The 16,981-nt window shown below is 59.0% G+C and carries 20 protein-coding genes, 2 tRNA genes and 1 riboswitch; of the genes, 11 read left to right on the forward strand and 11 right to left on the reverse strand.

Annotated elements, in window-relative coordinates; all coding sequences use genetic code 11:
- Window position 1: 1 nt before the first annotated feature.
- The 4 genes from xylA to J3481_RS11200 all read right to left on the reverse strand — a co-directional run bounded on the left by xylA (window position 2) and on the right by J3481_RS11200 (window position 4,019).
- Window positions 2-1,327, reverse strand: a complete 1,326-nt coding sequence (xylA, locus tag J3481_RS11185) for a xylose isomerase (protein ID WP_206832216.1) — start codon at window positions 1,325-1,327, stop codon at window positions 2-4.
- Window positions 1,328-1,467: 140 nt separating this feature from the next.
- Entirely contained in the window at window positions 1,468-2,880 is a 1,413-nt protein-coding gene (locus J3481_RS11190; RefSeq protein ID WP_206832215.1) for an MFS transporter, read from the reverse strand.
- A gap of 27 nt (window positions 2,881-2,907) precedes the next feature.
- A complete protein-coding gene (locus tag J3481_RS11195) occupies window positions 2,908-3,681 on the reverse strand; it encodes a metallophosphoesterase (RefSeq protein ID WP_206832214.1) in 774 nt (257 codons plus the stop codon).
- 266 nt (window positions 3,682-3,947) lie between these two features.
- Window positions 3,948-4,019: transfer RNA gene (locus J3481_RS11200), tRNA-Val, on the reverse strand.
- A gap of 219 nt (window positions 4,020-4,238) precedes the next feature.
- On the opposite strand from J3481_RS11200, the gene J3481_RS11205 reads away from it, so the two are divergent.
- Window positions 4,239-4,916: a TenA family transcriptional regulator gene (locus J3481_RS11205; protein ID WP_236017224.1), complete on the forward strand. Its 678-nt coding sequence runs from the start codon at window positions 4,239-4,241 to the stop codon at window positions 4,914-4,916.
- A 53-nt stretch (window positions 4,917-4,969) separates the two neighbouring features.
- Here J3481_RS11205 and J3481_RS11210 read toward each other — a convergent pair whose 3' ends face one another.
- Window positions 4,970-5,416 (reverse strand): acyl-CoA thioesterase, encoded by a 447-nt coding sequence (locus tag J3481_RS11210; protein ID WP_206832212.1) that lies wholly within the window; start codon window positions 5,414-5,416, stop codon window positions 4,970-4,972.
- A 67-nt stretch (window positions 5,417-5,483) separates the two neighbouring features.
- Entirely contained in the window at window positions 5,484-5,843 is a 360-nt protein-coding gene (locus tag J3481_RS11215) for a hypothetical protein (RefSeq protein ID WP_206832211.1), read from the reverse strand.
- A gap of 169 nt (window positions 5,844-6,012) precedes the next feature.
- Between J3481_RS11215 and J3481_RS11220 the strand changes: the two genes are divergently transcribed.
- The gene (locus tag J3481_RS11220) at window positions 6,013-6,738 is read left to right on the forward strand and encodes a 3-ketoacyl-ACP reductase (RefSeq protein ID WP_206832210.1); all 726 of its coding nucleotides are present in this window, start codon (window positions 6,013-6,015) and stop codon (window positions 6,736-6,738) included.
- A gap of 60 nt (window positions 6,739-6,798) precedes the next feature.
- On the opposite strand, the gene J3481_RS11225 is transcribed toward J3481_RS11220, so the two are convergent.
- A complete protein-coding gene (locus J3481_RS11225; RefSeq protein ID WP_206832209.1) occupies window positions 6,799-7,047 on the reverse strand; it encodes a hypothetical protein in 249 nt (82 codons plus the stop codon).
- A 96-nt stretch (window positions 7,048-7,143) separates the two neighbouring features.
- Here J3481_RS11225 and J3481_RS11230 point away from each other — a divergent pair, with 96 nt between their 5' ends.
- Window positions 7,144-8,313: a uracil-xanthine permease family protein gene (locus J3481_RS11230; RefSeq protein WP_407929332.1), complete on the forward strand. Its 1,170-nt coding sequence runs from the start codon at window positions 7,144-7,146 to the stop codon at window positions 8,311-8,313.
- Window positions 8,314-8,959: 646 nt separating this feature from the next.
- Here the strand turns inward: J3481_RS11230 and J3481_RS11235 are convergent.
- The 3 genes from J3481_RS11235 to J3481_RS11245 form a co-directional block, all read right to left on the reverse strand.
- A complete protein-coding gene (locus J3481_RS11235) occupies window positions 8,960-9,139 on the reverse strand; it encodes a hypothetical protein (protein WP_206832207.1) in 180 nt (59 codons plus the stop codon).
- Window positions 9,140-9,156: 17 nt separating this feature from the next.
- Window positions 9,157-10,500: an NRAMP family divalent metal transporter gene (locus tag J3481_RS11240; RefSeq protein ID WP_206832206.1), complete on the reverse strand. Its 1,344-nt coding sequence runs from the start codon at window positions 10,498-10,500 to the stop codon at window positions 9,157-9,159.
- Window positions 10,501-10,716: 216 nt separating this feature from the next.
- Window positions 10,717-10,881, reverse strand: a riboswitch (M-box (ykoK) riboswitch).
- 224 nt (window positions 10,882-11,105) lie between these two features.
- Window positions 11,106-12,434: an NRAMP family divalent metal transporter gene (locus J3481_RS11245; protein ID WP_206832205.1), complete on the reverse strand. Its 1,329-nt coding sequence runs from the start codon at window positions 12,432-12,434 to the stop codon at window positions 11,106-11,108.
- Window positions 12,435-12,607: 173 nt separating this feature from the next.
- Between J3481_RS11245 and J3481_RS11250 the strand changes: the two genes are divergently transcribed.
- Entirely contained in the window at window positions 12,608-13,270 is a 663-nt protein-coding gene (locus tag J3481_RS11250; RefSeq protein WP_206832204.1) for a helix-turn-helix domain-containing protein, read from the forward strand.
- A gap of 209 nt (window positions 13,271-13,479) precedes the next feature.
- Here the strand turns inward: J3481_RS11250 and J3481_RS11255 are convergent.
- Window positions 13,480-13,563: transfer RNA gene (locus J3481_RS11255), tRNA-Leu, on the reverse strand.
- A gap of 135 nt (window positions 13,564-13,698) precedes the next feature.
- Here J3481_RS11255 and J3481_RS11260 point away from each other — a divergent pair.
- The 7 genes from J3481_RS11260 to J3481_RS11290 form a co-directional block, all read left to right on the forward strand.
- The gene (locus J3481_RS11260; RefSeq protein ID WP_206832203.1) at window positions 13,699-14,610 is read left to right on the forward strand and encodes a tyrosine-type recombinase/integrase; all 912 of its coding nucleotides are present in this window, start codon (window positions 13,699-13,701) and stop codon (window positions 14,608-14,610) included.
- Window positions 14,607-14,792, forward strand: coding sequence for a hypothetical protein (locus tag J3481_RS11265; protein ID WP_206832202.1), 186 nt, complete (start codon window positions 14,607-14,609; stop codon window positions 14,790-14,792). Before J3481_RS11260 ends, J3481_RS11265 begins: the two co-directional genes overlap by 4 nt.
- Complete coding sequence (locus J3481_RS11270) at window positions 14,779-15,003, forward strand: hypothetical protein (RefSeq protein ID WP_206832201.1); 225 nt, start codon at window positions 14,779-14,781, stop codon at window positions 15,001-15,003. Before J3481_RS11265 ends, J3481_RS11270 begins: the two co-directional genes overlap by 14 nt.
- A complete protein-coding gene (locus J3481_RS11275; protein ID WP_206832200.1) occupies window positions 15,000-15,233 on the forward strand; it encodes a hypothetical protein in 234 nt (77 codons plus the stop codon). Before J3481_RS11270 ends, J3481_RS11275 begins: the two co-directional genes overlap by 4 nt.
- A 348-nt stretch (window positions 15,234-15,581) precedes the next feature.
- Window positions 15,582-15,848, forward strand: coding sequence for a type II toxin-antitoxin system HicA family toxin (locus J3481_RS11280; protein ID WP_206832199.1), 267 nt, complete (start codon window positions 15,582-15,584; stop codon window positions 15,846-15,848).
- Complete coding sequence (locus J3481_RS11285; protein WP_206832198.1) at window positions 15,835-16,173, forward strand: type II toxin-antitoxin system HicB family antitoxin; 339 nt, start codon at window positions 15,835-15,837, stop codon at window positions 16,171-16,173. The genes J3481_RS11280 and J3481_RS11285 overlap by 14 nt, the downstream gene beginning before the upstream one ends.
- 622 nt (window positions 16,174-16,795) lie before the next feature.
- A partial coding sequence (locus tag J3481_RS11290; protein WP_206832197.1) for a hypothetical protein occupies window positions 16,796-16,981 on the forward strand: 186 nt, incomplete at its 3' end.

Genomic DNA, 16,981 nt, shown 5'->3' on the forward strand with positions numbered 1-16,981 from the left:
ATCATTCCGTTTCCAGCAAATATTGGTTCAGCTTCGCCAGCAAAACCTCCTGGCGACCCGAGCGGGTGGCCGTCACCGGTTTATCGATGATGTACGACTCAAGCGAGGCGAGCGTCGCGCGGCCTTCCACAATGTCTTTGCCCACGCCGCTTCGATAGCTCTGATAACGATCTTCAATTTCCTTCTCGAAGACCCGGTCCTCCAGAAGCTTCGCCGCCACCTTGAGGCCGCGCGCGAAACTGTCCATGCCCGCAATGTGACCATAGAAGAGATCCAAGGGCGTCATCGAGGCGCGCCGAACCTTCGCGTCAAAATTCAGGCCGCCCGGTGCCAACCCGCCGTTCTGGAGGATTTCGTACATCGCGAGCGTCGTCTCGTACAGGTTCGTCGGAAATTCGTCAGTGTCCCAGCCGAGCAACGGGTCGCCCTGATTCGCATCGACCGATCCGAGCAGGCCATGAATGCGCGCAAACCTGAGCTCGTGCTGGAACGTGTGGCCGGCGAGCGTCGCGTGATTGGCCTCAATGTTGAATTTGAACCGATCCTTCAACCCGTAGTGGTACAGGAACGCGAGGCCCGATTGGACGTCGAAGTCGTACTGGTGCTTCGTGGGCTCCTTCGGCTTCGGTTCAATGAGGAATTGCCCCGTAAAGCCGATCTCGTCCGCGTAGTCCACCGCCATCCGTAACAGGCGGGCATAATTGTCGAGTTCGAGCCGGAGATCCGTGTTGAGCAGCGTCTCATAGCCTTCGCGGCCGCCCCAGAACACATAGTTTTCCGCACCAAGTTCCTTCGCAATTTCAAGACTTTTCTTCACCTGGGCTGCGGCGTAGGCAAACACGTCCGCATCAGGAGCCGTGGCCGCACCGTGGGCAAACCTCGGGTTGGAGAAAAGGTTCTGCGTATTCCACAGAAGCTTGATGCCCGTCGACTGCATGTACTCTTTGATCAGCGCGACAATGACATCCAGGTTCCGATTCGTCTCACGCAGCGTGTCGCCCTCGGGCGCGATGTCGCGATCGTGAAAGCAGAAATACTCGACGCCGAGCTTGGTCATGAACTCGAACGCCGCTTCCACCCGACGCTTGGCGAGGTCCATTCCGGTTGCGCCGTCCCACGGCCGGATCATGTTCGGCAATCCGAAAGGATCGGCACCAGACAGCGTGAACGTGTGCCAATACGCCACCGAGAAGCGCAGGTGTTCCTTCATCGGCTTGCCCAACACCATCTCATTAGGATTGTAATCCTTGAACGAGAGCGGATTGTCGGAGCCTCTGCCCTCATACGCAATTTGAGTGACATCAGGAAAATACGTCGTCACGCCCATCACCTTCGCCCTAAATTCGTTTGACCAACAAACATATATGATCCTAGCAAACCACTCATGGATTTGCAAGGGATTTCAGCAAGCGCTTGCACACCTGAATCCAAACGAGGCGCGGCATCGCCGCGCGGATCGCTTCATCGTCAGTGCCGAGAGAGCCGTGGCCGCATCCGCTTGACGGGCGTGACGCTCGTCGCGTACTCCAACTGCAATTGAGCTGTCTCTCGTCCAAACGCCACGAACGGAACGGTGAACGCGATGAGCACGACTGCGACGCCCAGAAACACCGTTTGATCCCCGCCCATCGACAGGATGAAGGGGATGAAGTACGTCGTCACGATCCCGCTCATCCCCCGCGCCACCATCTCTGCCACGTACACGCCTCGGCCCCGGACCTCGGTCGGATACTGCTCCGCCACCGCCAGCTTCGAAACAGGAAAGATCCCAAGGCCGAAGAAAGCCGTGAGAAATCCGGCCACCAGTGTCGCTTCGCGAGAATGAACCCAGGCAAACAACAGGCAGCCGATGGTCGCCAGCGAAGCGTACAGAGCCAGCGCCCGTCTTCGTCCGAAGCGATCGGACAAATAGCCTTGACACACAGAACCGAACCCCGCGACAAGCATCATGAGACCGGTGTACAGGATGGAATTCGACACCCCAAGCCCTCGGGTCGCCAGAAGCTCAGGCCCATAGACCTGCAGGATGTAGAACAGGATGAGCGCAGCCGTCAGATGGAGGATGACCATCGCGCTGCGGGTCAAAAGCGGCGGCCGGAAGATGGAGCGAAGCGTCCGCAGCATGTCGTGCGGCGTCTCGTCCAGGGTCTCAGCGATGACTTCATCGTACAGCGTTTCATCGTGCGGCAGCGCCGCCTCCTGCTCAAGCGCTTCCACCAGCCGAGCGACCGGTGCCTGGCGACCCTTGTCCAGCAGGTATCGCGGCGACTCCGGAAGCCAAAGGCCAATGGGAATGAGCATGAGAAGCGGCACGCCTCCGAGCAGGAACGGAATGCGCCACGCCACGTCTTCAGCGTAATGATGGAGCGCAAAGACCGATACGAGGCTCGGAACCACGTACGCGGCGGTCAGGATCCCATTCGCGTAGCCCACGCTGACCGCGCGGCGGCGGTGATTCGTGAACTCGGATAGAATGAGATACGGCATGGGCAACACGGCTCCCTCGCCGATCCCTGCAACAAGCCGGACGAAAAACAGGTCCGCCACGTTGTGGGCGAGCGCGCCGAGCATGGTGACGATGGAAAACCACGCGATGCCCAGCAGGATGACCCGCCTTCTGCCCAGTCGATCCGCCATCATCCCCGCCGGGATCATCCCGATGACGATGCCGATGGTCGAGGCGATGGCCAAAAGTCCCGTCTGCCATGCCGTCATGTGCCACGCCTTCTCAAGCGTGGTCAGCACGGGCCCGACGATGCCGATGTCAAACGCCTCCGCAAGCCACACAAGCGACAACAGCGCAATGATGCCCACGAGGCGCGGCGTGATCGGCAGGCGATCCAACCGCGTCAAGAGATTCACGTCGCGAAAATCCGCCATACTTGTCCCTCCTCGGCAGCGACATGTTCACAGATGGTGAACCGTGACCTCACTGCGCACCAAGAAGCGCAGATTGATGCCGGACTGGCCCACCCCTTTCGAAATGTAGAAGGGCCCAGCTTCCGCGCGATGCATGCCTGCGTAGATGCCGCGCTTCGCCAACGGGCCCATGGGTTTGAGATAGTAAAAGAACGGAAGTTGAAACTGCTTGCCGTGCAGATGCCCTGCCATGAAGGCGTCAAACTTGCGCTGCGCTGAAAGAACAAACGTCGGGTCGTGAGTCATCACCACGACCGGCCAGTCCTTGCGCACGCGCTCGTACGCCGAACGTTCATCGCTCTTTCCCGTTTGATAATCGTCGATCCCGACGAGATTGAATCCGTCCAGAATGACGGCTTCGTTCCGAAGAACCGTCACGCCGTGATCCTCCAGAACATGGACCAGCCGGCGAATCCGCCCCCGAAGCCGATAGTCGTGGTTCCCAAGCACGGCATACATCGGCACGCCGACGCTTTGCAGCGCCCGGAGATACGGCATCAGACGATGGATGGCTCTCTCGGAGTCCACATAATCTCCCGTCAGACAGATGTAGTCCGGACGCTCCGCTCGGCAGACGGACTTCAGGCGATCCGGCTGAACGCGATTTCGTTCGACGTGAAGATCGCTCACCTGAAGAATGGTTCGCGCCAGGCCGAGTTGCCAGTCGACGTGTTCCACCTTGAGCCACTGCGTGGGCAACACGGTCGTCACATACCCTATGCCGCCGAGACCCGCCAGGCCAGCGGCCCACCACGTCCACATCGCTAGCGTCCCTCCAGAACGGGGAAGAGTGTCTTTGCCCAATGGATACGCCTCATGTTGTGATCGCCACTCCTCGCCCGTCCCTCCAGCCCGGTGAGGCGACAGGACAGATGGATAGAAGTTCGACACAAGGGCGAATGCCACCTCTATTGATCTCAAAGAAAGTTCAAAGCGAGCTTGAATTCCGCCAAAACCGTCCGAGAAACCTGCGCAAAGGCTGAGTACGGAAAGGCCGCCGGACATGTTGCCCGGCGGCCTCGAGTGAATGCGGCTGACAGGAATCGAACCTGTGACCCCTACCGTGTCAAGGTAGTGCTCTCCCTCTGAGCTACAGCCGCACACAGCCCCCTCATTGTAGCAACCGAAAACAGGAGGTGTCAACGACAGGTGGACTTGAGAACGGTTGATCGCGCCCCTATCCTTCTCGTATCCTATCGAAGCTGCCTGTATCGAGTTGCAGGTGAAGGCCATGCGGGTAACCATCCATGCGAAGAAGGAGGATGTTTGTGTCACTTCCACACCTCACGTTGTCTTCCTACGCTGACGTGGAACGAGCGATGCTCACGTTGGTGGAAGAGCACTTCCTGAACGGTCGCTTTCTGCAGACGCTTGGCGCCGGGGCGTACAGCGAGGCTCAAATCCGGTACTTCGCGCTCCAATACGGATATTACAGCCGACATTTCCCGCGCGTGCTCGGTGCCGCCATCGCCGCCATGCCTCCCATCGACACGTGGTGGGTCCCAATCGCCGACAACCTCTGGGATGAGGCGGGACGCGGCCAACCAGGCCGGGCACATGAAAAACTCTATCTCACGTTTCTTCGGACCGTCGCCCCCGACGCACGCTTAGACGGGCACGGCATCCCCGACGTCCCCATGTCCAAAGCGGTGGGGAAGGCCGTGGACACGTTCATCCAATTCTTCCGCGAAGCCACGCCGCTTCAGGCGATGGCGGCCGTGGGTCTGGGTTCCGAGCTCTTCGCGGGCCAAGTGATGGCTCGAATCGGTGAAGGCTTCCGGCATCCGCATTACCAGCGCCGAGGGCCCATCAACACGTTGTTTTGGGACGTTCACGCCGACGAGCATGAGCCTCGACATTACCAGCTGTGCAAACAAATCCTCGAGACGTTCACCTCCACGCACGATCTCGAGGTGATGTATGAAACCGGTCGATACATCGCGCTCTCCGAGGCGCAGATGTACGACGAATTGCACGAAGAGATGATGTCTCTCTAAAAGTCCAGGGGCGACGGCATCCCCTTCGGATTCCGTCGCCCCTCTCCGTTCTGTCACCGCTCCCCTTCGTCCAAAGGCGAGATGGGAAGCTGAGCCAATCGCTCCCACAGTCCCGAGGCAAACTTGGCGAGGTTCACCGGTCGAAGCGTGTCGCGATCGACAAATGCGTGGCGCGTTTCTCCCCAAGCGCACAAATCCCCTCGCTCATTGGTCACCTCGTAGCGAAACACCAGGCGAGTCCTGCCCAGTTCCACGAGCCTTGCGCTCACATGCGCGATATCCTCGGCGCGAAGAGCCTTCCGGTAATGACAGGAAACGTCCGTGACCACCACGGTGACGCCGCCATCGTGAAAGTCGGCCATATAATGAATACCGTTTTCCTTCAAAAAATGCATTCTCGCAATGGAGAACCAGTCAACGTACGACGGGTGATACACGATCCCTGCCGGATCGCACTCCCCCCAGCGAACTTCAAGCGTTGTGACGACGCGCTCTGGCATGTTCCATTCCTCCAGGCCTCTATCGGTGCCCTTCGATTCTACCAGACGCACGCCGCCGCCTGCATGTTTACGAGCCTGGAGGCCGGGCATATCCGTCGGACGCCTGTTGCGGCGAGGCATTCGCGGGCGAAGCAGAAGCGGTCGCCCCGTCACCCGCGAGGCCCGAGCTCGCTTGACTTCCGCTCGAAGCGCCGCCACCACCGGATGAAGAGGAGGACGTGCCCGACGACTTGCTGTGCGTCATGAAAATGGCGATCACGGTGACGACCGACGCCACCGCATTGGCGATCGCGTTCATCTCGGGATCCGTGATAAAGGGAAGCCCGAGCGCATCCGTAATGAGCTTGGCCGAGGCCAACAAGCCGATGATGAGCGTGCTGAGCCGCTTGGTCTGCGCGAGTTGGATCAAGGCGGTCCAGATCTTCATCGTGTTTCACCCCCTTCGCCATGTTCTCGTGTATGTCACATGCGCTCCAACCGTGCAGGCGTTGACACGAGGTCACCAGGCCCCCAGACTCCTTGCTCTCTTTTTGAAAGCAGCTTACGCGTCTTCTATAATGGGGACGCGTCCAGATAATCAGAGGAGGGAATCAGACATGGCACAATCGCTCAGGGGATGGAACGCCATCGTGACCGGCGCGGGGAAAGGCATCGGCAAGGCCATTGCCGAACACCTGGCCAAGGAAGGCGTGAACCTGGGGCTCGTCGCGCGGACAGAAAGCGATCTGAGGCAGGTCGCCGACAGCATCCGCACCGCGTACGGCGTGTCGGTGTACACGAGCGCAGCGGACATCGCGGATCGAGCCTCGATCGAGTCGGCCATCGCACAACTGAAGGATCAATTGGGATCCGTGGATGTTCTCATCAACAACGCAGGAACCGCCAAGTTCGGCAGCGTCCTCGACATGCCCGTCGAGGAATGGGAGCGCATCATCCAAGTGAATCTCCTGGGCACGTATTACGCGACGCGCGCCATTTTGCCCCACATGGTGGAGCGCAACCGAGGCCATATTGTCAACATCAGCTCGACCGCCGGCGAGAAGGGCAATGCCACCACGTCGGCCTATTCCGCGTCGAAGTTCGGACTGCTGGGTTTCACCGAGTCCCTGATGTACGAAGTGAGGAAGCACAACATCCGCGTCATGGCCATCCTGCCGAGCACCGTCAACACCGAACTCGCGCGAAACGTCGGCCTCAAGCTCGGCGACGAGGATCACCAGATGCAACCGGAGGATGTGGCCGAACTCGTCATCGATTCGCTCCGCTTGCCCAACCGGGTGCTCCTGAAATCGGCCACGCTCATCATGACCAATCCGCAATGAAAACTCACCCCGCCTCTGGCCATCTCAGCCTGGGCGGGGTATCTTTGGCTCCCATTCGCCTCACGAGGTGCCGCGGCCGCTCGTGGGCTGATGTTGACTTCCACCGAGGGCATTGCCCGTCTCACCGCGATCGCTGCCAAGCGCCCGGTTGCCGAGATCGGTCCGATTCGTACCCGATTCAGGAGCCGAGCCGTTCACCGTCTGATTGGTGCTTTCGCCGATGAAGTTTCCGCCATGTTCGCTCACCGTGTCGCAGCCCGTGAGGGCGGCTGCGACAAGAAGCGCCACCGCTGCCACTCCCCACCGCAAGCGACCACACTCCTTTGAGTTTTGACGAGATCGTGGTTATACTTTCCGCGGACCATCGCACACATGCGGGGCCCTGTATCCATCTCACAGGAGGTCATGCCGTTGAACGCTCGTTTGCGAAAGCTTCCGCTCTCCCTGCAACACGTGTTCGCCATGTTTGGCGCAACGGTGCTCGTCCCCATCCTCACCGGTTTGAGCCCAGGCGCAACCCTGGTGGCGAGCGGCGTCGGCACGCTCGTGTTTCATGCCGTCACCCGCGGCAAGGTGCCCGCGTATCTGGGATCGTCCTTCGCTTTCATCGCGCCCCTTACCCTGTATGTCACCCGACATCATGCGCCAGGGCAGGCCGTCACCGGACTCGTGAGCGTATCCATCGTCTACTTTCTATTTGCGCTTGCCGTGCGCATTGTGGGGTTCGATCGCGTCCGCCGAGCCATTCCCTCCGTCGTGGTCGGCCCGGTGGTCGCGATCATCGGATTGTCGCTCGCGACCACGGCCGTGACCGTGGATGCGTCCACGCACTGGGACGTCGCCATCGTGACACTCGCCGCCGCTGTCGTGTGCGCCATCGCCGGCCCCCGCGCCTTGCGGATCATCCCGATTCTCGCGGGCATTGTCATCGGTTACCTGTACGCGCTCGCCCGGGGCTTCGTACATGTGGGACAAGCCGTGGCTCACGAGGCGTGGATCGAGTTCCCGACCTTCCACGTCCCTGACTGGAGCCTCGCCTCCATCGCGAGCATGGCGCCCATCGCGCTTGTCACCATGGTCGAGGATCTCGGCCACATGTTTGTCTTGAACGAGATCATCGAGCGCGACGTGACGCGCGATCCGGGATTTGCGTCGATCTTGTTCGGCAACGGCCTGGCCACGCTGATTTCCGCGCTCCTCGGCGGGCCCGCGGAGACGACGTACGCGGAGAACCTGGGCGTGTTGGCCATGACAAGGAACTTCTCGAGCCGCATCATTCAAGGGGCGGCCGTGATCGCCATCATTCTCGGGCTTGTCGGCAAGGTGAGCGCGGTCATTCAGTCGATCCCGCCCGCCGTGGTGGGGGGCGTGGGCATCCTGCTCTACGGCATGATCGCCGCGATGGGCATTCGGCACATGATTGAGGCGAAGGTGGATTTGACCAAGACCAAGAATCTCATCGTGGTGGCGGTCATTTTCATCCTTGGCATCGGCGCGCCGCAGAACGGCATCGCCATCGCGACCGTGGCCGGCCTGGTGATTTACTGGTTGCTGCCGGATCGCACGGCACCATGAAAAGAAAAAACCGCCGTAATCCCACGGCGGCCACAATGAAACCCAGGGGGAATGGAAGGGTTCAATATGTAGCATACGCATTTTCGCTTGAAAGTCCATTGAAATTTTGTGACGTATGAGGACACAGCAGGACAACCGAACTTCACCGCGCCAGCTCGTAGAAAAAAGCGCCGCCGCAAACGCGGCGGCCAAGCCTATTCAGGGGGTTTCAGGGGGGTTCCGCAGTTCTTACGATACCACCCCCAGCTTGAAGAACCCTCGAAATCCACTCCCGGTGCCCTCGACTGCGCAACAGATGAGGAACGGCGATGGCAAGAACGGATGGCTCTCGGCGCGCATAATCTGGGATAGGTTTTCCCCGGGGAAACTCGCGCATGGAATGGGGTATCTCGGCGAGGAGGTCCAGGAAATGAAGTGGATCTTGGGCGCAGTGGCCGTTGGCGCCTTGCTCGCAGCCCGCTCCGCCGTCCTGCATGCCGCAGGACCCCGAGCCCGCGCCAGCGGTCAGCGTGATCGAGTTCGTCGCCATCACCTGTGAAACATACACAAGGCCTGCTTCCCGCGCGTCACATCCGGGATGCAGGCCTTTGGATCATATCGCCGCGCTCGAGGCTCTATTCCATCGATGGTCAAACCCCGCATCGCCTCAGAAGCTGCCTTTCGCCAAGCCGATGACCACGAGGACGAGCATCAAAGCGATGTACACGCGAAGTCCCCAGAACACCGCCTTGACCCAGCCCTTCACGTGGGCACGCGGCAGCGGCTCCGACGGGGGAATCGGCGCAACCGGCACCCGTTCAACCATCACGTCGTGCTTACGCTTCATGATTCCACCCTCCTCCCTCAGAACAGATGCGGAAAGATGACCGTCAACCCAGACAATCCGTTCAGCACCACGAGGAGCCCGATGATGGCAAATCCCGACACGTTCTGCCACCTGCGATTCACGTGCTGGCCCATCACGTCGCGATCGTTCAAAAGAAGCATCAGGAACATGAGCGCCGCCGGCATAAAGATGGACGCGATGACCTGGACAATCATGTTCAGAAAGCCAAGCGGCGCATGCGGTATCAGCACGATGGCGGCCGCGATCACGGCGCTCGCAATCCCCGGCACATAGAACTTCCAAGCCAAGCGAGCCGGCATGTTGATGCTCTTCGGCCAGTGGAACGCCTCGCCCATCGCCCACGAGGTGCTTGCCGTGAGCGCGATGGCGGCGATGAGGCCTGCTTCGACGAGGCCCAAGGCGAACAGCCGCTCGCCGACGGGACCGATTTTCGCGCCCAGCACGTTCAAGATACCGGAGATATCCAGGTTCACGCCTCGCGAACCATGCATCACCGTGCCGGTCAACACGATGATGGCGCACGCCACCACGATCATCGCCAGTGTGCCAAGCGCCGTATCCAGCTGGCCATGGCGGATATCTCGCTCCGTCAGCCCCTTGTCAACCACGGACGACTGTTGGAAAAACAGCATCCAAGGCGCAATGGTGGTGCCAAAGTTGGCCAGAATGATGAACAAGAACGACGGCGTAAAACCACCGGGTACATTCCAGTTCACGAACGCGTCCGCCACGGCGGACCAATGCGGCTTCGCCATGAACATCAACGGAATGAAGATCAGATTGCCGGCAGCGATCCACAGCGCGATGCGCTCCCAGGTGTAATACCTCAGCACCAAAAGGGCAAACACGTCGATGGCAAGCGCGATGGATTCGCTCAACCAGCCAGGAACGCCGAACACGCCCATTCCAATTTTGATTCCAATGAACTCCGTGACCAAGGTGAGCACATTCGCCACGACGAGATCGATCAAGGAAAACCAGCCCCAGAACGCACCGTACCGGCCCCAGATCATCTCGGCATGGCCCCTCTGCGTCACAGCGCCGAGGCGCACCGTCATCTCCTGAACGACGTACGCGATGAAACCCGCGATGATGAGCGAAGGAATGAAAAAGCCAATGCCGTAGGTGGCGCCCGTCTGAGCGTAGGTGATGACGCCACCCGCGTCGTTGTCGGCGATCATCGTCAACACACCGGGACCTATCAGGACCAAAATCAGGCGAAGCCTCGCCCAAAAGCCCCGCTTGTTGTGCAAATTGGCAACACGAGCCATATCCTTAGCGCGGAGTTCGCGCTCCAGCTCATGCAAATCCTTCGCATACACATGAACATTGCGAGCCATGACTATCACCTCTGGACGGGCGATGGGCAGGCAGTCCCCACGCCCTCATAGAATGCGATCCATCGAATCCTGGACGTCGGCCCATCATTCGCGACCTTGTTACACCGATTGGGCGACTACTCGACGGACTGTCCATACCCATCACCTCCTCCACGGCTCCTCTCATGGCTCCAACGAAAAGCCCCCTGGAAACCAGGGGGCATAGGCAGATCCTATGCATATCCCCCCTGGTTGAGCTTTGGCACTATACGACGTAGGGATAACCCAGCCACGTTAGGTAAAGCCTTAAGCCGGCCATACCTGTTCTACCCATTGGCGTGTCTCCACGTTTCCGGGCAGTGGCTTGTGTTCGTATAGTAGCCTCGCCTAACGAGGAACGCATCTTCAAACGTAAGGTATGCAATTCCCGCAACGCGGTTCCGGGCATGCGCCATGTGAACCGCCTGCTTTCCTCTGCCTTTGTAACACGCGGCGAAGCCCCTGTCAAGATCTCAGAGACAAGAAAGCGTTCTCGTCCCTCATATTTGATCATGCGCCTCGGTCGCTACGCTTCAACGGCTCGTTCGCAGCCGGATGGACGCACATGACACACCCCGCGGTTCGTGTCACACGTGCAGGAGTGTTTGCACAAGCGTGGCAAGCGTCAGCCCAATGAGAAGCGTCACCATCAGCCATCCCCAGATCCGGCCCCAGAGCTTGGTTCGATACGACCCCATGAGCGCCGGATCACTCGTCATCAGGACGAGAAAGATGAGTAGCGGCGTCATCAGAACGCCCCCGATGACCTGGGTGATGATCGAAATCAGGTTGAGCGGCATATGCGGAATCAGGATGGCGAGCGCGGCAACCGTCAAGCTCCCCACGTAGATTGCATAGAACTTCGGCGCCTCTCGTACTTTGTCATTGAGGCTCTTGGACCAGCCAAACAGTTCGGCGATACTCCAAGACGACGAGAGCGAGACCGTGATCGACGCCAGAAATCCCGCGTCGAACAGGCCAATTCCAAAGAGCACTGCCCCGATCCGACCCACAGTGTGCTGCAGGCCGCTGATGATGTCCGAAGGGCCTAGACTGTTCACGTTGTGAATGTGCCCATAGAGCGATGCACCACAGATGATAATCCCGGCCGCGATCACGACCTGGACGAGACAACCAAACGCCGTGTCGATCCGCCCAAGCCTGAGTTCGCGGGAACTGACGCCTTTGTCGATCACGCCGCTGCCTTGGAAAAAGATCATCCACGGGGCGATGGCGTTTCCGACCGTGGCGATGACAAACCAGGTGACATCGCCTCGCAGAGACGCGGGGACATTCCACGTGGTAAACGCCCGTCCCAGCGCCTCTAGGCTGGGGTGCGTCATGGCGGCCACGACGAGGAAAACGATGTTCAGCGCGCCGATGACAAGCGCGATCCGCTCTTTCGTGAAGTAGCCGGTAAACAGCACGAACAAGACGACGAACACCAGACACAGGAGATCAGCGAGCCACATCGGAATCCCGAGCATGGACAATCCAGCCGTCATCCCGATGAACTCTGTGATGAGGGTGAGCAGATTCTCGAAGGCGAGCGTCGTCACGTGATAGATACCCCAAAACTTTCCGTATCGTTGATGCGCAAGCCTCGAGAATCCCTCCTGCGTGACCGCGCCGAGGCGCATACTCATCTCCTGCACGGTGAAGGTCAACACAGCGAGACATAGCACCAGCGGCACAAACAACCCGATGCCAAACTGAACGCCCGTGGCCGTGTAGGAGATCACGCCGCCCGCATCGTTGTCGGCCAATGCCGCAAGAAACCCAGGGCCTAGCAACACCCAGAACGACCACAGATAACGGCCCCATCCCTTTTTCGTACTCACGGACGCCATCCGATCCGCGTCGGATACGATGTCCGATCGCGCCTCCGTACGCGAAGTCGCCGAGCTCATGTCCATGCTTGCCCACCCCCTGCCGAACGCTCCGCATCCATGGGTCCAAAGTGATGCTTGCCGACGTATCCTATGCCTAGGAGGCGCAACAGGTGATGCAATGTGTTGCGAAAATCGAAACGCGCGAAACGCAGGCGACACATTCCGGCAACTGCGCGGGCGGACGAAGGTGAAACGAGATGGGACGGCTCGAAGATACGGTGAAAGCCTTGTTGCGCGAGCGATCCATGTCGATGCGTCAATTGGCGGCCTCAACAGGCATCAGTGTCAGCACCATATCCAAAATGATCGCGGGCAAACAACGCGTGAATTTGGATTACCTGCGCCGCATGGCGGAAGCGCTGGACGTGCCCGCGGCGACACTCGCGGAAGCGGCCGGCCTGCCGCTCGCTCGAGACGAGGCGGCGCACAGTCGATCGCAGACCACTGGCGCCGAGATCGACACACTGCTCCATTATCTGGGGCTCGAAAAGATGGAAGACTTAAGAAAAGAAATTGAACGGGAACTGGAGAAATACGAGGTCTATGCGCAGACCGATGAGGGACAACAACTCATCGCGGAGAAATACCATTCGAAACGCGGACAGATCCAGGGTATCGGTGGTTTCATACGCGATTTGGACGAAATGTACGCGCGATTCTCCCGCCCTGACACGCCCGAAGACGAAAAGAACATCTTGGCAAGCGGTATTTTGTATTTCTTGCTCGCCACAGACGCCATCCCGGATTACCTGGTCCCCGCGGGATACGTCGATGACGCGATCGCCATGCAAATTGTGCGTGAACGTCTGGCACACCGCAGGAAAAAGGCGACGGATCAAGGTGACGGAGGAACGCCATGAGCGGCTTGTTCCGAATTTCGGTGACCTGTCGATTGCCAGTGAAAGAAATTTGAAAGAATTGAGCGCTCAAAAAACATAGAAGCAGGCTCCCGAAGACCCGGGAACCCGCGCCACAAAATGAGCCAAAATGGAGGCAAACAAATTGGTGAAGTCTTCTGTGGTTAACGTGAGGGGAAGAAACACAAAAGGCGCGGAAACCCGCGCCGTTATGCCGGGAGCGGGACTCGAACCCGCACGGGGATACCCCCAGCAGATTTTAAGTCTGCTGCGTCTGCCTGTTCCGCCATCCCGACGAGAAATCCGCGACGTGATGCGGTATTTCGATTATCTCCGCACCACGAAATGTAGTCAAGATTTTGTGCAGTCTGCTGTGGCTAAAGTCTCCCCCACCTACCCCAGAAGACTTCACCCTGGGGAGGCAGAAATGGATGGACATTACATGGCAGATGGCGCTCAAAGAATTCATGTTCACGAAGGAGGCTGAGGGCACCGCTCCATCCACGCTCCGTGGCTACCGTTATCACATCACCTCGTTTTTTGACGAGCACGGGGAGAAATGGCCTGACATCCCCAAGCTGAAGCGCGCCGTCGTCGCTCATTTCGCTTCGTTACGTGCGTCTTCCCCCGCCCATTACAACTTGCGTCGTGCTTATCTCAAGGCCTTCTGCGCGTGGTGTGTGCAGGAAGGTTACCTTGACCAGAACCCTGTCCAAATCCCGAAACGAAAGGATGAGGGCGCGAGCCGGAACATTGACGCCGAAACGCTGGAACGTCTGCTCGCGCTCCCAAATCAGCAGACCTACGCAGGCCGACGCGATTATGCGTTGATGTTGCTCCAACTCGACACGGGCATTCGCCCGGGAGAAGCGTTGCAACTCACCCCCGCAGACATCCGTTGGGACGCCCTCGAAATCCATGTCCCGTCCACTGTCGCAAAGACGCGGACAAGCCGTGTCGTGGTCATGTCTCCACAGACCTCAAAAGCGTTGCGGCGTCTCATGGCGTTACGTCCCGATGATTGGGGCGATGACGTACCGCTGTTTGCGAGTGCAAACGGACGCCCGCTGCCCTCCAACGAGTGGTCGCACAAGCTTGCCGAGTACAGCCGCAAGCTTGGCGTCAAGGTGACGCCCTACATGCTGCGCCATACAAGCGCCATCATGTTTCTGCGCGGGGGAGGCAATGTGTTCGCCCTTCAGCGTCAGTTAGGCCACAGCTCCCTCGTCATGACCAAACGCTATGTTCACCTTGCCGACGAAGACCTGCACAAACAACATGCCATCGCCTCACCTGTGGCGCAGCTACTGCCCAGTCGAACGAGGGCGAGGCGGGCGCAATGACACAAGCGGAGTACGAGCGCGGTTTGCGGGAAACCATCGCCGCCTATGTCCGATTTGCCAATTATGCGCTATCGCTTCCTGCGGGGGAGGAGCGCGAACAAGCGCTGAGGGAACTGTCTTGGGCCAAGGAAAACGTCATGTGGCTTTGCGAATCGGAGGTGAAGCGCTATGACCGTCGTTGAACGCCTGTTGGACCAGCGATATGAGACGCCGCCCTTCCCAGGGTCGAGCGTCGAATCCGCCTTAGAGCCGTTTCGCAACCTAGAGGATTATCTTCACCTCGAGGAGCGTGTTGCCCAATGTGTTGATTGCGCCGAACGAGCCGCGTATCTGCAGGGTTTGAAGGACGGAATCAAGCTCATGTGGGAACTGTGGAGGAGGGAATCCCAATGACCAAGGGACAAAAGGAGACGTATCTGAAGGGAATCCAGACCGTCAAAGCTCGCGCTGCCCTTACCGTGGTCATCACCGACATGATAGAGCGCTACTTGGAGGAGCACGATGAGGTCGACTTCAACGTCATCCACCACCTATGCACCACCATCGCTCCGGAGAAGCTCTACCAGCGCGTGTTAGAGGTCATGCAAGACGCCCACACCAAGGTCCAGCAGATGTCGTTGTGATGCAAAAGGACAAAGTGCGCCATAGGGGTGTGACGTGCGTGTCACGCCCCTTTTTTTGTCTAAGTGTTCCGTCCCGCTGTCCCATCAGGGTGACGAGCGATGGCAGGGTGCTATGCGTCCCTGCTCATCCCTCACCCGTAATGTAAGCGCTTGATTTTCGCGTATAAGGCAGTTGAATGACGCAGGGGATTAAACATACGCGAGAGTATGACCAATGCGTCAGAATGGCTTCTAGAGGGCTTGTGCGCGTATCCCGTCCTGACGACGTGTGGAAACGTCCTGCGCGAGTGCCTCTTCGCCTTGTCATGCGCTGCATGCTGGCATATGATGAAACTACGTGGTGATACTATGAATGCTGCCCAGCGTCAAACACTGCGCGCCATCTTTGACGAGCCGGTACGTTCCGACGTCCGTTGGGATGCCATTGAGTCGCTGTTGCGCGCATGTGGTGCGGAAATCACGGAGGGGCGTGGTTCGCGTGTGCGCGTGGCGTTGAATGGACGCCGCGCCGTCTTTCATCGCCCTCACCCTTCTCCTGTGGCCGACAAGGGAGCGGTCAAGGCCGTGCGTCGGTTTCTCATCGAAGCGGGGGTGACGCCGGATGATGACGTATAAGGGCTATATGGCGCATGTCGAATACGATGACGAGGCCAAGGTCTTTCATGGGGAAGTCATCAACACTCGCGACGTGATTACATTCCAAGGCCGCTCAGTCGACGAATTGGAGCAGGCTTTTCGCGATTCCGTAGATGACTATCTCGAGTTCTGCCGCGAGCGGGGGGAAGAACCCGAAAAGCCGTACTCGGGGCAGTTCGTCGTTCGCGTCAGTCCCGAAGTGCATCGAGACATCGCACTTGCCGCCAAGCGCGCCGGAAAGTCCATGAACGCCTGGATAGCAGAATGTCTCGAACGGGACGCCAAGGCCGCGCTTGGCATGTGAGCGGGGGAATCATCGCCCCCGCCGCATTTGGCGTCTCAACTGCCGAATCCGAATGGAAAACGCGATGTCAATCGCAAGCCACAGCCCCGTCAAGGACGCCCAGAGGACGAACATCTCCTTCAGCCCCATCCAATCCACCTCCTCGCAGGAGTCGAGAATCACCTACCGCGTTGGAAAAACCCTCACCCTAACTGAGGGAATTACGCCACACACGAAGAGGGGGGTGACGGATGTCCATCGGATGTCCATCGGATGTCCATCGGATGTCCGCTGGACGTCCCATGGACGTCACGCGGGTGTCACGAGCGAGAGACGCCAGTGAGCTATACACGCATTGAGGATGTCCATGAATGCGGACACCGTCGCGGAGAGCACTAGCGTCATCATCGCCGACTGGACAGCCACCATAAATTCGCATCCGCAGTGAGGGCACTGAACTTTCCCCGTCCTTGCATGGGGTTTGTTTTAGATGACTGCCGCACCAAGGTCTCCGCAACCTATGGATACCTTCCTCGTCTAACGCCGGGCGAGAGATTCAAACCACACGCCACGAACCGCCGCAGGGACCCATGGGGACCAGTGGGGTCCATGTGGTCACCGATGAACTCCGGGGGGCGGTATGTTGCCGCACCCCACCATCGTCGATGATGGCCATTGTGTGCCTACTGGTGTGCCTACCAGTGTGGCTGCTCCCGCGCCTACTCCTGTGCCTACCGTGAAAATGGCAAAAAAGGAACCCGGACCTTCCCTTCGTCAATCATGGAATATCGTGGATATTCTTTCAGGAGGCTTCCTCTGCGACGATGAC

Origin of the sequence: Alicyclobacillus fructus, from assembly GCF_017329605.1 — a bacterium.
GTDB lineage: Bacteria > Bacillota > Bacilli > Alicyclobacillales > Alicyclobacillaceae > Alicyclobacillus > Alicyclobacillus fructus.